Origin of the sequence: Streptomyces sp. SM1 (genome assembly GCF_002910825.1) — a bacterium.
Lineage (GTDB): Bacteria > Actinomycetota > Actinomycetes > Streptomycetales > Streptomycetaceae > Streptomyces > Streptomyces okerensis.
The window spans coordinates 80,811-94,713 of sequence record NZ_NEUB01000768.1 but is presented as its reverse complement, the minus strand read 5'-3'; the positions used below and the strand labels follow the sequence as shown (position 1 = coordinate 94,713).

General features: G+C 64.5%; 12 protein-coding genes and 1 pseudogene. 10 read left to right on the top strand and 3 right to left on the bottom strand.

Going from position 1 to position 13,903, the window contains the following annotated elements; translation table 11 throughout:
* The 3 genes from B9S61_RS41675 to B9S61_RS23635 all read left to right on the top strand — a co-directional run.
* Window positions 1-238: hypothetical protein (locus B9S61_RS41675; protein ID WP_219819950.1), on the top strand; the 238-nt coding region annotated here is incomplete at its 5' end.
* A 761-nt stretch (window positions 239-999) separates the two neighbouring features.
* Entirely contained in the window at window positions 1,000-3,003 is a 2,004-nt protein-coding gene (locus tag B9S61_RS23640) for an ATP-dependent endonuclease (protein ID WP_103544061.1), read from the top strand.
* On the top strand, window positions 2,991-4,628 hold the full coding sequence (locus tag B9S61_RS23635) for a UvrD-helicase domain-containing protein (RefSeq protein WP_103544060.1): 1,638 nt from the start codon (window positions 2,991-2,993) through the stop codon (window positions 4,626-4,628). The genes B9S61_RS23640 and B9S61_RS23635 overlap by 13 nt, the downstream gene beginning before the upstream one ends.
* Window positions 4,629-4,877: 249 nt before the next feature.
* On the opposite strand, the pseudogene B9S61_RS23630 reads toward B9S61_RS23635, so the two are convergent.
* Window positions 4,878-5,596: pseudogene (locus B9S61_RS23630) on the bottom strand (transposase family protein).
* Window positions 5,597-5,808: 212 nt separating this feature from the next.
* Between B9S61_RS23630 and B9S61_RS23625 the strand changes: the two are divergent.
* The gene (locus B9S61_RS23625) at window positions 5,809-6,927 is read left to right on the top strand and encodes an ImmA/IrrE family metallo-endopeptidase (RefSeq protein WP_258039817.1); all 1,119 of its coding nucleotides are present in this window, start codon (window positions 5,809-5,811) and stop codon (window positions 6,925-6,927) included.
* Between the two features lie 2 nt (window positions 6,928-6,929).
* The gene (locus B9S61_RS23620; RefSeq protein ID WP_030214154.1) at window positions 6,930-8,087 is read left to right on the top strand and encodes a hypothetical protein; all 1,158 of its coding nucleotides are present in this window, start codon (window positions 6,930-6,932) and stop codon (window positions 8,085-8,087) included.
* A gap of 7 nt (window positions 8,088-8,094) precedes the next feature.
* Here B9S61_RS23620 and B9S61_RS23615 read toward each other — a convergent pair whose 3' ends face one another.
* Entirely contained in the window at window positions 8,095-8,622 is a 528-nt protein-coding gene (locus B9S61_RS23615) for a hypothetical protein (RefSeq protein WP_258039816.1), read from the bottom strand.
* A gap of 1,198 nt (window positions 8,623-9,820) precedes the next feature.
* Here B9S61_RS23615 and B9S61_RS42525 point away from each other — a divergent pair.
* Together B9S61_RS42525 and B9S61_RS23600 are read left to right on the top strand one after the other, a co-directional pair.
* Window positions 9,821-10,078, top strand: a complete 258-nt coding sequence (locus B9S61_RS42525; RefSeq protein ID WP_234324926.1) for a transposase — start codon at window positions 9,821-9,823, stop codon at window positions 10,076-10,078.
* Between the two features lie 215 nt (window positions 10,079-10,293).
* Window positions 10,294-10,899, top strand: coding sequence for a hypothetical protein (locus B9S61_RS23600; protein WP_181007499.1), 606 nt, complete (start codon window positions 10,294-10,296; stop codon window positions 10,897-10,899).
* Between the two features lie 126 nt (window positions 10,900-11,025).
* On the opposite strand, the gene B9S61_RS23595 is transcribed toward B9S61_RS23600, so the two are convergent.
* On the bottom strand, window positions 11,026-11,535 hold the full coding sequence (locus B9S61_RS23595) for a helix-turn-helix domain-containing protein (RefSeq protein WP_030214145.1): 510 nt from the start codon (window positions 11,533-11,535) through the stop codon (window positions 11,026-11,028).
* Here B9S61_RS23595 and B9S61_RS23590 point away from each other — a divergent pair.
* The 3 genes from B9S61_RS23590 (at window position 11,534) to B9S61_RS23580 (ending at window position 13,792) form a co-directional block, all read left to right on the top strand.
* A complete protein-coding gene (locus tag B9S61_RS23590) occupies window positions 11,534-11,746 on the top strand; it encodes a hypothetical protein (RefSeq protein ID WP_103544056.1) in 213 nt (70 codons plus the stop codon). The genes B9S61_RS23595 and B9S61_RS23590 overlap by 2 nt on opposite strands.
* A 211-nt stretch (window positions 11,747-11,957) precedes the next feature.
* The gene (locus B9S61_RS23585) at window positions 11,958-12,350 is read left to right on the top strand and encodes a hypothetical protein (protein ID WP_006378607.1); all 393 of its coding nucleotides are present in this window, start codon (window positions 11,958-11,960) and stop codon (window positions 12,348-12,350) included.
* A 137-nt stretch (window positions 12,351-12,487) separates the two neighbouring features.
* On the top strand, window positions 12,488-13,792 hold the full coding sequence (locus B9S61_RS23580) for a hypothetical protein (RefSeq protein ID WP_006379164.1): 1,305 nt from the start codon (window positions 12,488-12,490) through the stop codon (window positions 13,790-13,792).
* Window positions 13,793-13,903 lie beyond the last annotated feature (111 nt).

Genomic DNA, 13,903 nt, shown 5'->3' with positions numbered 1-13,903 from the left:
CCGCCGCGCCGTGAAGGGCCTCCGCGACCTCGCCCAGCTCCTGACTGATCTTGAGCACGCGCACCGGCTCCGCCGCACGCCGCCCATCCTCGAAAGGCCCCTCCACCAGACCGACTCACGGGCGCTCCTCGCCCGCCGTTCGGCCCATGAGATCTGCGCCGTCCCGCGCTACCGCGCACGACGCCGTGGGCCGAGCCACACCCGATGGTGGCCCGAGGGCCGGCACACCGGGATATGACTGGACGACGAGGACATCGTCTGCGCTGAGGCCGGGCCGATCCTGCACGACTCGCGGTGTACAAGGTCACACAACGCCATCAATACTGAGCGGCGGTCTTCGCACAGCTCGCGGCGAGTCAGATGTGGTGCCAAAATCGCAGCGGCGTCTCGCCATGGACATCTTCGAGTTCCGGCGGTGTCCCTGAGGAGACATTTTGCTGCCACCGGCCGGACGCGACAACGCCGCTGATCGCCGAAGCCCCGAGCAGGACACCGATGAGACCCGTCAATGCACCAGCCGGGACACGCATCGGCCTCCACCAAGACCCTTGACGGCCTCACACGAGTATGGCCAGCCCTGACGCGGAACAGCGGCGCGGGAGCGGTCAGTTCTTTCGCCACCAGTACCTCGATCACCTGGCCGTGCGTCAGGTCCGCCCGCGAATCCGGCGGCCGCAGCCCGTCAACGATCAGCGCATTTGGGCCGCAGCGTGTGGGGGACGATCCCCTGCGTGATCTTTCCCCCTTGCCTGGCGCCTGGGGGCGCTGTGCTAGGGAAGACGGCGCGAGCACGGGGGACAGCACCATCCTGGTGGTGTGTGAGGTTCGACTGGATGACCGATCAGCAACGACCGAAACAGATCCAACCCGCCACACCTCTGACCACTTTAAGTCAAGTAGGCAACTCTGCCCCTTCCGTATCAGATACTGCTCTGACTCTCGGTAGTCGCACGCGTATGCCGTCCCGGGAGCGGGGTTGGGGACGATGTCGGGAGTGAGATGCAGCTGACGCATGCCGAAGTGATCAACTTTCGCGCCCTGGAGAGGGTGGACGTCCGAGTTGACCCGAAGGCCACTCTCATCGTTGGGCGCAACAACAGCGGCAAGACGTCGTTCGTCAATCTCTTCGAGAAGTTCTTTGGTGAGGAGGACACGAGGTTCGTCCTGGAGGACTTCTCCACCTGCCGTATCGCCGACATCGAACAGGCGCGGCAGATCTTCGGCGAGGCTCAGGCGCATGCCGGCCGTGGAGACTCCGAGACGAGCGAGGACCTGCTGGCCAAGGCCTACGACCTCGTCCCGGCCATCCGCTTGGTCCTCACCATCGAGTACGCGGAAGACGACGACCTCGCGCCGCTCACGGGTGTGATCCTCGACCTGGACGACACCTGCTTCGAGGTCAAGATCGAAGCAGCGCTGGAGGTGGCCCGCCCAAACGACTTCCTCAAGGACTTCTGGTCGGCCAGCCAGCGGGAGCAGTTCGATCGCATCAAGTGGCTGCGCAAGAACTTCTCGGACTACTTCACCCCGGCTTATCGCGCGGTCAGCCCCTTGGACGAAAACGTCCGCAAGGAGATCAAGCGCGGCGCCGCCGAGTCCATCCTGTCGGTCAAGTTCATCTACGCGCAGACCAAGATGGATGACACGCCGAGCGACAAGGCCCGCACGTTGTCGAAGACGTTCGAGGCCTACTACAAGGTCAACAGCGGGAACGAGGACCGTCATCAGAGCATCGAGCAGATCGAGACCGCTCTGGCGTCCGCCTCACAGCAGCTCGACGACAACTACGCCACGCTGTTCGACCCGATCTTCGAGGACCTGCGCACCTTCGGGCTGGGCACCATCACCCCGGTTCAGAAGCCCCGCATCGTCTCCCTAATCGAGGCCTCAGGCATCCTGCGCGGCAGTACCCGCATCCAGTACCCGTCCGGGGACGACGACTTCCATCTTCCCGAAGGGCACAACGGGCTGGGCTACAGCAAGCTGATCTTTACGATCCTGCAGGTCATCAGCTTTCACCAGACCTACGAGCGCACGACACCCAAGCCGGCGCTGCAGGTGCTGTTCATCGAGGAGCCCGAAGCCCATCTGCATCCCCAGATGCAGGAGACGTTCATCAAGAACATCCAGGACTTCATCGACCGTAAGACGGGCTGGAAGGTGCAGGTGGTCATCACCACGCACTCCTCCCACATCGTCGCCAGCAGCGGCTTCCACACAGTGCGCTACTTCGACCGTTCCGAGCCGCAACTCACGGTCAAGGATCTCTCGACCTTCGAGGCCAACGTGAAGGCCACTCCGCAGGGGGACGAGACCCTGCGCTTCCTGCGCCAGTACATGGTCTTGCACCGGTGTGACATGTTCTTCGCCGACAAGGTGCTCCTGATCGAGGGCACCGCAGAACGACTGATCCTGCCGGAAATGGTCCGGCGGTGCGCCAAAGGTCTTCTGCACCAGTACGTATCGGTCATCGAGGTCGGCGACGCCTACGCCGTCCGCTTCCGGGAACTGCTCGCCTTCCTGAACGTCAAAACCCTCGTCATCACCGACATCGACTCCGTGTGCCCCAAGCACCGCAAGGCCTGCCCACCCGGCCAGGGGCCGACGGTCACCTCGAATGCGACGCTCAAGAACTGGCTGCCCGCAAATTCCAGCATCGCCGAGCTGCTCGCCACCGACCCGGCCGACAAAGAGCAAGGACACGTCCGCGTCGCCTACCAGATCCCGGAGAAGGATTCGGGAGCCTGCGCGCGGAGCTTCGAGGACGCCTTCATCATCGCCAACGCAGAACCCCTCGTACGTGGCTTCCGCCAACTCGCCCTGAAGGCGGCCTTCGTCAAGGAGGTCGGGGCCGACCCCACCGCCGACGACATCGAAGCCAAGGCCTACGACATCGCACAGCAACTCAGCGACCACAAGACAGACTTCGCCTTCGACGTCATGCTCCTGGAGGACTGGGCCGTTCCCCGCTACATCGCCGAAGGACTGCAGTGGCTCGCCTAGACACCCTCGAAGCCGTCACCACGGAGCTGGAGGCCCGGCGCAGCTTCCTCGTCGAAGCAGGGGCCGGCGCCGGCAAGACGACCACCCTGGTGCGCGCCCTGCAGCACCTCCTGACCCACCACCGCGCAGATCTGGAGGTACACGGCCGGCGGATCGCCTGCATCACCTACACCAACGTCGCCAAGAAAAAGATCGTCGAACGCATCGCCGCAGACCCGCTCGTCGACGTCGACACCATCCACGAATTCCTGTGGAGTGTCATCCAGCCCTACCAGTTTGAGCTCTGGCAGCAGATCCTCGACTACAACAAGGACCTGTCCAAACCGGAAGACCTTGATGATGTCACCGATCCTCCCGTCATCGAGTATTCCGACCGCGGGCGCAGGCTGCACGAGGGGCGCATCTCCCACGACGACGTCATCGCGCTGTCGCTCCGTCTCGTCACAGCCCACCCCAAGCTCATACGCATCATCACCAGCAAGTACCCGGTCATCTTTGTCGACGAGTACCAGGACACTTCGCCCAAGACGATCCAGCTGTTGCTGGACCACCTGGCCGGTGCAGGCCGCGAGAAATGCGTGGTCGGTCTCTTCGGCGACTCCATGCAGAAGATCTACGAGTCGGGCGTCGGAGCGGTAAAACGGCCCGGCCTTCTCACCGAGATCACCAAGCACGAGAACTACCGGTGCTCGCCTCCGGTCGTCGAGCTGCTCAACCGGATGCGTCCCGAGCTCACCCAGGACGCCGTCGGCAAGCAGCAGACTGGCGAGGTCCACTTGTTCCTCAGCAGCAGCATCCCGGCCGGCCCTGCGCGACTCACCGCCGCCGAAGCAGTACTCGCCCGCAACGGCTGGACACGGGAGAACAGCAAATACCTGCTGCTCACCCACCGAGGGATAGCCGGCACCCTGGAGTACGCCAACCTCCTGGAGCAGTACCGAAAGCTGGGCCGCTACGGTCCCGACGACCTCATGGCACGCAACGAGCCGTACATCCAGTACCTCACCCGCATCGAGGCCATCAGCGCCGCGTTCCGCGACAACGACTTCGCCGGGCTGACCGATCTGCTGGACGAGGGGCGGACACGGATCACCCGTCACGCCAACAAACGCGCCATCAGTGACGCGATCCGTGCACTCGACGCCGTACGCAGCACCGGCACCATCGGTGAGGTGCTCGATCTGATGGCCGACGGCCATCTCCTCCCCCAGCCGGGAAAACTCAAGGATCTGGAACGCCGGAGATCCGCAACGGACCTGGACGAACGCAACCAGCGACGGGCGGACTTCTCCAACAACCTCCGCACCGTGTCCTACCGTGAAGTCATCAGCGTCACCCACTTCATCGACGAACTCACCCCGTTCTCAACCCAGCACGGCGTCAAGGGTGACGAATTCGAGAACGTCGTAGTGGTGGTCGACGACCGCGCCTGGAACAGGTACAGCATCAGCAAGATGCTCGCCGGCACCGACAACCCCGACCGTACCGAACGGTCACGCAACCTGTTCTACGTCTGTTGCTCGCGAGCCCAGCGTGGCCTGGCCGTGGTGTTCATCGACGATCTCCCGGACGGAGCAGAGCCCACACTCCACACCTGGTTCTCTTCAGGCACCATCCACCCGTGAAATACGTACCACGCAGAGCAGTTACGCATCCCGGACTCCGGGACGTGCAGCGCAGACCCGCTACTGCCAGTGGGCACATTCGCCCCTATGTCGCAGGTAAGCAGCCGCACGCCAACTCCGGGTGCGCACACTGTTGCTGCGCTGTGTGAGGACCGTGAGGGGATGCCGGGCGGCAAGCACCTTCCCTAAAACTTACCGGACTTGACGATCGTGTTCGGGCAGGTCAAGCCGGGCCTTCTGCTGCTCTGATCATGCTGCCAAGGCGAGGTTGTGCATGTGGGCGACGGCCTGGACCGCATGGTGGAGGCCGTCGCCGCTGCGCTGGCGGCAGTCACGCAGGATCTTGCAGTTCTTCATCCGGGCGAAGGCATGCTCAACGCGGGCACAGACCCGACGATGCTCGGCGTTGTCTTCCTCCTCACCCGCGAGGAGTGGCCGGCCGGGCCGTTTTCGGTGCGGGGCGACCAGGCCTGTGTTGATGTAGGCGCCGTCGCCCAGCACCGTGACGCCGTCGCAGTGCTGGGCAAGACCGGGGTTCCGCCAGACCTGGGCATCGGCCCGGTTGCCCGGGCCAGGCAAGCGGCGGGCACGACCAGCCTGGTGCCAGCATTGATGATGACCTGCACATTTACCGAGAACCGGTAGTTGCGGCTCGAGGCGCCGATCTTCCGGTCGCGGACCGGGACAAGCGTGCCGTCCACGATCCACAGCCGGTCCGTAGTGTCGGCGGGCCGGGAGATGGGCTCAAGGGCGAGGAGGGGCCGCAGCCGCTGGATGACCCGGCACACCGTCGCCGGCGAGACGGCGAACAGCGGCGCGAGCTGTCACACGGTCAGGTTGGTGCGGTAGTAGACCGCCACCAGCAGCACCCGATCTGCCAACGGCAGACACCACGGCCGCCCGCCGCCGCCAGGACCGCTGCCGCCCCGTTCCCGCACCACCCGTAACAAGCCTTCGTACTGCCGCATCCGCAGGCCCGTGAACGTCTCGACCCACAACGGATCGGATGTCTGACCTGATGGGCACAGGGGCGGAGCCGTGTCGTCAGGCGATCTTTGCACCGAGAGCAAAGTGGGCACGTCATGAGTGGAATATTTTGAGGTATGTTTCTGCGTATACTGCGCTGGGTTGTATGGTGGTGGCACGCTGACGAGCCTGAGCGCGGGAGGTGGGTGTGGTCGTGGATGACATTGTCGACTTGGTGGCGCAGCCCGCCATGTTGACGCTGGCCCGTGAGTCGCGTGGTTGGACGCAGGCTGACGTAGCACGGGAAATGACATGCCGTACGGCCGACGACACGGTGTCGCAGGGGTATGTCAGCCGAGCCGAAGCCGGTCGCCTGGCAGTGAGGGGCGAGCGTCTCGCCCTGTTCGCCGCAGCTCTCAGGTACACGCCCCAGATGCTATGCCGCGCCACTGACAGTGGCGGGATGGGCGTCGGTCTCGTTCACCACCGGAAGCGCGCGTCCATGGGCGCACTGGCACTGCGGCGTGTGCACGCGACCTTGGCAGTTACCCGTCTCCAGGTGGATGCCCTGACGGCAGCGGGTCACGAAGACGACAAGCACGCGTTCAGGCACATCGCGGTGGACGACTTTGATACGCCGGCTGATGCCGCGGAGTCGCTGCGGTTGGAGTGGGGGCTCCCGCAGGGCCCTGTCTCCAATGTGGTAGAGGTGCTCGAAGCCGCCGGCGCTCTGCTCGTGATCCGCGATCTCGAAACTCGTGAGCTGGATGCCGTGAGCCAGTGGCCGCACGGTGAACGCCCGCTCGTCCTGCTCAACTCGACTGCCCCTGCGGACCGTTATCGTTTCAGCCTGGCGCACGAACTCGGGCACATCGTGATGCACACTGAGCCTGGGGACGGACGCTTGCAGGAACAGCAAGCCGATGAATTCGCAGCCGAATTCCTCATGCCGCACGAGAGCATCGTGGCCGAACTTCGGCCGCGCGTGGACTTGGCGCGGTTGATGGAACTGAAGCGTCGGTGGAGGGTTTCGATGGCAGCGCTCGCCCGCCGAGCCAAATCACTCGGCGTCCTCACCGAGTGGCAGTACCGCTCGCTCATGGTGGAGATGTCCGCCCTGGGCTACCGAACCACCGAACCCGCTCCATTCGAGCTCGAGACCCCGCGTCACCTTGCCGAGGTCGTGACCCGACTGAGGCAACAGCACAACCTCGACCTGTCCCAGGCAGCCCACCTAGCCGGCCTGGAACTCGAGGAGTTCACCGAGATCTACTCGTGTCCTTCCTCCGCCCCGGTGACCACACGGCCACCGGAATCACCAACAAGTAGGTGACAATGGCAAACTCGCCGTTTCCCGGCCGCACCCCCGCCCTGCGGGTCCTCGATGCGTCGGTACCGGCCACGCCGCTGCTACAGGGGCGTGTACTGCTGCATGAGAACGCCCGCTTCGTACCGCAGATGCGGACTCCGCTCGACGATGACCTCGGCGGCGTCGTCATGAGCGGGGAGAAGGCGGGTGAACGCGCCTACCAGCTCCGAACCTCCGGCTACACAGGCGCCCTGCTGATCGATACTGCGGCCTACAAGACGCACACCGCGACAGCCGACGAACCCTTTCTGCTGGATGGCAACGAGCTGTTCGACACGGTCGACACCTCGCTTGAGCTGCAGAAGGCCCGCGGTGCCAGCGCCGCTCTCACACCGACTGGATACATCCTCCCGGGAGCCTCCAGGGCGCTCAAGGCGGTCATGCGCCAGGCCGAACGCATCGAGCGGGCAGACACAATCGTCAACCTCCCGATCGACATCGCCTGGCTCACCGATGAATTCCTCAGCCAGCTGATCGCCGTCTGCAAGCGCATCCCGCAACCGAAGGCCCTGACGCTGTTCCGGCAGTTCGATCCGATGGAGCAGGCCAAGAGTGTTCCCGCCAACCTGCGCCGCGTCGTAGCCGAGCTGCCTGATGTCGCCCTCCTGCGGACCGATCTGGCCGCACTGGACGTACTCGCCCACGGCGGGCTGTTTGCCGGTATCGGCGCCGACAGCGCCAGTCGGCACAGCATTCCCCCTGGCGAGCGGGCGTTGTTCAACCCCAACGGCGGTGGACCCCAATATCCGTCAGTGCTGATGCCGAGCCTGATGTGCTTCAAGGGCACCCAGTCACTGGCCCGCCTGTACGCCAATCACCCGCCAGCAACGTGCAGCTGCGACGTCTGTGACGGTCGAGGCCTGGACCGATTCAACGATCCGGGCGGCGAAGCGCGGCGCGAGTCGGAAGACCACAACATCAGCACCTGGAGCGCCTGGGTCATCGAGATCACCAGCAGGAAGCCCGGGCTGGAGCGCAAAGCGTGGTGGCGCGACAAGTGTGCCGCAGCCATCGCGCACTACGCCCTGGAAAACCAGCGTCTGGGGCTGTCGGCAAATTCGAAGGCGGGCTTTGCAGTCCCTGACCCGCTGGAGGCCTGGGCAACGCTGCCTATCACGCCCTGAGGCGGGCTCACCGAGCCAAGAGCTGCTTATACGCCTGTTCCACGAACCTCCAGCCGGCCACAGTGTGCCGACGCCGAACGAAGGGGCGAGGCGGGACAACGACCTCAACGTCATTGCTGGTCGCGACGAGTAGCCCAATGCCGTAGAACTCTGCCTCCATCACGGCGTCATCTCGACGCCGCAGAGGCCGGTCGATCAAGACAGCCCGCGCGCAGAAAGGTGTGAACCATTCGGCTTTTTCCTTAGCGGAGGCCCAGCCCTTACCCGGGACGACGGCAAGATCGACTCGGATGGGGTGGGTTGCTTCGCGGACGACGACGTTGTCATGCCGGGTAACCGTTCCCCTAGGCATCCGCCTCAGCACGCGCTGCTCCGTGTCGCTCAGCGAAGTGACCGGGACAGGCTCGCCCAGTGGAAGGTTCATCAGCAGGTCCAGCGCCCGAGGATTGGTGAGCTCCTGCGTGCCGACGCGAGCACGTCGCTCGATCTCGTCCTCGTTTTCGCTGTATGCAACTACGGCATCGATACCGAACATGTTCAACACGCCAATATCGGCGCCCTGAGGGAACAGAGTGCCAGGCGCCGCCGCTCCGGAGATCGCTTCCGCCGGACCTCGCGCCGCCACAGCCATGTTGCTACCTCTGCCCTCGCCTCAAGGAGGCTCGCCCTTCACAGACGACCGCCTACTTACCTACCGGTAGGAAACCTTTCACGGAATGGTCTGAACGCGCCAGCACTGCAGGCCGCGGCTGCCACTATCCACGACGACCACGCCGCCTACCAGGCACAACTGAGACACTGCTGCCCGGGTCACGGGCACAAGCCCCTGTCTTCAGGTCAGGCTAGTGCTGCCACACCTGCCCCGTCGCCGGAGTGACAGCGATGACCCTAGTGCGAGCCCTCGGCACTCCACAACGGTCGTCTTGCCATGCAATCCAAACGTTTCCGCTCTTGATCGATCATACGGAATGCTCGCCCCAAGCCGTTCAAGACCCGCGCACTGATACGAAGATCCGCTCTAGCGCAGGCTGCCGTCGTGGAAAGACCAGCCGCGGGCCGTCATCGCCTCGATGTACAGCTCGGCTCGCCTTCGCTGCGCCGCTGCGTTCCAGGCATTCGAGGATGAGCGTGGCCGCGTGGGTCCCGATGCGCGGTAACGCGAACCGTCCCCGGACGGGAAGGTCATGATCTACGCCCACGAGTGGGCGGGCCGCCTGGCCGCTCCAGGCCGGCGACGGCCAGGATGAGCCCGTCTGCTTCGCCAGCGCCCAGCTTCTCCAGGCGTCCGTCCGCAAGATCGCCCAGCTCCCCGTATACCACCCGCACCTGGATGCCCTCCCCCTCCAGGCCTCACGGTCGGCTGCAGCCTGCTGCTGCGCGGATCAACACGGCGATCCGACGACTCATGGAGGAGCCCAACACGCCCCGGCGCGCGGTGGAGTACCAACGGCTCCTGGTCGAGTGGGAGAAAGCCACCCGGGCCGATATGGTCAAGGCGGCGTAGCGCACGAGCACCCCGCCGACTGGGCGGGTCCTACCGGTAGTTCGTTAAACCCGCCGGTAGCCGTGGGTTGACGGCTGGGTGGTTCGCCCGCAAAGCGGTGGGTACGAGTCAACTGCCGTGCTGGAGATGACTGCCCGCCGTTCGTGTCCGCCCGCGCCAGGTCCATTGGAAGAGTTCGCGAACCGGTTCGACGACCTCTTTGCCAGCCTCGCCCAGCGGCGGGGATTACTTGACCCTAGAGCGGAACAAGACGATCACCTGTCTGGCCGGAGCGGAGCCGGTTGTCGGCGCGCGAACAGCTGCGGCGCAGCGATTGCAGTACTTTCTGTCCGAGTCCGTCTGGGACACCGAGCAGGTCAACGGCCGACGGCTTGACCTGATGCGCGGTCAGACCGCGACCGCTCCGCACGCCGACGGAGTGATCGTGATCGACGACTCCGGGGACCGCAGGGACGGCACGGCCACCGCACATGTGGGTCGGCAGTAGCTGGGCCGGTTGGGCAAGACCGACAACGGCGTCGTCACGGTGACCACGGTGTGGACCGACGGCCGTGTGTACTCGCTTGACCACCGGTTCACTCCGGGGCCCGAAGCCTCTGATCTCCAATGTCCATCAAAGCGGACCGGGCAGTTTCTGTGTGTGCCCTCAGGTCAGCGCAGGCCGTCTGTGTCGTCGCACTCTTCACCGACTGGGAGTGGCCGATGGTCGCCCCCCAGGCTCTCGCTGTAGATGACCAAGGAGACCGCCCTGTCGTATGCATCGTTGAGGCCGTTCCCGCTTGTGCCGAGCATGTTCTCCCAGTCAATTCCCATACCTACGAGCCTATCCGCACCGTTCGAGACACTGCGGCCCTGCGGCTGAACAGCCTGGAGCTGCATCCGATCGAGGGCATCTATGTGCACGTGGGCGAGTCGAAGGCCAACCGGGACAATGTGCTGCCCGACATCGTCGTCCTGCCTTTCAGGCGGACGTCATCGAGCTGTGCGCTGTGCGGCACCGGATCACCGATGGGTCTGGTGGCGGCCTCTACGACGGAAGACGCCCGTAAGCGTCGGCGGACGATCATGCGGCAGCTGCACAGGTACCAACTCGACGCGCATGTCTTCGGTGTCGGCGGCCGTGCGAGGCTGATCAGCGGCGCGAACCTCGCCTCGCCCGCTCCCCTGCTGCGAGCGACGTACCGCAACAGGAGGGACGTACGGATTCAGGAAGCCGGTGTGAGCGGCGACGCGCTGCACGCGATGCTGCACAGGCGCATAGAAGAGGCCGGGATGGATCCGTCAGCATCCGGCTTTCACCGTCTGTGAGCAGGGCACGTCACTCAGGGAAGACGAAACGGCGCGAGCACAGGGGGAATCATGCGGGCCAGCCGGTGGAGGAAGCCCGAGACGGCGTCTACGACCGGGAATTCAACCTGGCCGCCCGCAACAGCGTCATGCGCCTGGGTCGGTGATCTCTCCGGCCGGCTTGTTGCGGACATCACGCATCCGGGCGTCGAGAGCGGCCTGGGTCTCAGGGTCGAGCTCGTAGTCGCCGGCGGTTTCCGGCTTGACGTCCAGCGCGTGAGAGCGGAATGCCTCCCGCTCGGCGGACAGATGCTGGATGGTCTGGGTGATCCGGTGGATCTTCTGGCGCAGCCTCTCCCATTCCTGCTCGGCAAGGGCGAGTTCGGCGAGCTGGTTCTGGATCTCGGCTTCGTTTTCGCGGGCGTAATTGTCGCTGACCAGTGTGATCAGAGGGACCCCGAGAGCTTCGGCAGCGGTGACCGCCTCGTCGAGCCTGACCGCGCGGGTCTGCTGCTCGATGCGTGTGATGGCGGTGGAGTCAACGTTCGTGCCGAGCAGGGCGGCCATACGGCGCGCTAGCTCTGCCTGGCTGATGCCGAGGCGTTCGCGTTCTTGACGAAGTCGGCGGGCGAAAAGGTCGCCGGGCAGTGGGTTCATGGCGGTTTGGCACTTCCTGGTCAAGATCGCGATCGGGTGTGTGAGGGTGGCCCGCCTCGAAATCGAGCAGGCCAGCGCCGCAGCAGTGCTGGAGCGGCACATTACACATCTCACGCTGCGGATTCCACAGGCTTCCGCCGCGACCCTGCGGTCGCGCGTCGCGATGCCGATTCACCTCGCTTCCGAGCCCCTTTTGGGTCTTTATCAATAGACCCTTTCACGGCCTATGTGACTAGCCATTCGAATGAGGTAGATTAGTCACTGCAGATGCGCACGTATACGAGCCAGCGGGGGGAGCCGACAGCATGTCTACCGACCACCCCGGCTTCTATCACTGCCCGACCGGGCGGATGAGCTGCGCTTGTTGCCTTGTGACTCACTGTCATGCCACCGAATGATTCGAAAGGCGAGAGGAAAGATCCATGACGAAGATCTACGAGGCAGCCGTCCTCACACAGGCTTCCCTGCCGAGTGCAGCCTGGGACCTGACCAGCTTCCTGCAGAACGCCAAGTCCCAGATCCAGCTCTGGGGCGGTCTTCTGCTCATGCTGCTCGGTGCTGCCGGCCTGGTCTGGGGCGGTGTGCTCCTGATCAAGAAGCTGATGGCCAACCCGCAGTCCGCGGGTCAGCAGCAGGGCTGGGGCACGATCGCGCTCCTCATTCTCGTCGGCGGAGCCCTGGGCACCGGCGGGTGGTCGCTGATCTCGACGATCGGTTCCGGCGGCCAGCAGACCATCACGGACCTCGGCGGCGGCACGGTGATCGTCCAGACCACCGATCAGTTCAGCGGGTTCCTGAGCGGCCCTTCCAAGTAAGAGGCCGTCACAGACGTGCACACGACCGGGGACAGAGGCGTCGAGCGAACCGGGTCGGTTGAGGTGCCAGGCCTTCTCCGGCCCGGTTCGCCATATCCGGGCCCGCAGCACGGTGCAGGCACGAAAGAGAGCAGAACATGGGGATCAAGGACAAGGCACTGGCCTTCAGCAGGAAGTTCAAGCTCGACTCGCACCACGCGATCGAGCGGTTTGGGGTGTTCTTCGGCATCTTCGCGGTCACGGGCGCGATCGTGATCAGCGCATCGGGTGCCTCGGCGTACCAGGCGGGGCGTGACTCGCTGTCGCAGACGGCGCTGTACACCAGCGACTTCAAGACGTCGAAGACGAATCTCGACGGCACCGTCGACGGGGTCTACACCAACGAGAGCGGCAGCAAGGCGCTCGTGATGATGCACTTCAGTCCGACCGCTCAGATCTCGTACAACGCCGCGGACTACAGGGCGTTCCTGCTCGGGTCGGACACCTCGCTGAACAGCGAGCCGGTCAGCACCAGCGGGATCAAGGGCTCCTTCTTCGCCTTCGGTTCGACCGGATACGTCGGGGTCCTCCTCAACGCCGACCGGCCCTTCGACCGTCAGGTGTTGAACCTGACGGTCCGTGCGAATGCCGAACTCACCACGCCCGGAGCGGAGCAGGCGCACAGCAGCGGCAAGCTGGCCGGCGACGAGACCTTCTCCAAGTACGACCAGTGGCGGGTCTTCTTCAACCCCGGCGCGTCCGGGGTCCAGAAGATCGCGGCGCTCGACGCTCTGACCTTCGACCCTGCGCAGGCCTACTACGAGGTCGCGCTCAAGGAGATGGAGGCCGAGGCCAGGGATGCCCTGGACCAGAAGCTCGTCGAGATGCGCACGAATCTGACGCAGATTCAGTCGTATACCTCCGACCTCCAGACGACGAAGATCGACGGCCTGTTCCTGCGTCCGCCGACCGTCCCGGTCTCGATTGCCACCGACAAGATCACGGGCGTCTCCGCGGCCGCGGCCAAGGACGGCGTCTCGACGCTGGCGCTGCAGACCAAGCATGTCGTCCCCGGCGGCTTCGACCTCAACTGGCGTGCAGGCAACGTCTACGACGGCTACCTCGACGCCCTGGTGCCGGCCGGTCAGAGCTACGCCCAGTTCTTCACCAAGAAGCGTGACGAGGGCTCGGATCCGACGAGCCAGCAGATCTCGGACATGCAGTGGATCCTCTCGGACGGCACCAGCCTCACCAAGGACTACCAGTCCTCTGACGTGACGATGCGCCCGCTCATGAACATCATGAACAACCTTTCACAGGCGTATCAGGACTACTCCCGAAACAAGTCGCAGTACGAGTCTGATCTGTCGCTCGATCTGCTCCGACTGGACGTGGGTCTGCGGGACGTGCAGTCCAACAGCACCATTCGCGACGACAAGGACTTCCTCACCACGCTCCATTGAGTGCAGCGATGAAGTGACGCATCCCGCTGCCTGGCATTGATCCGGAAAGGAAAACGACATGGCCACCGACAAGCCGAATCGGAGTCCCAAGAAGGGGACGACGAAGGACCA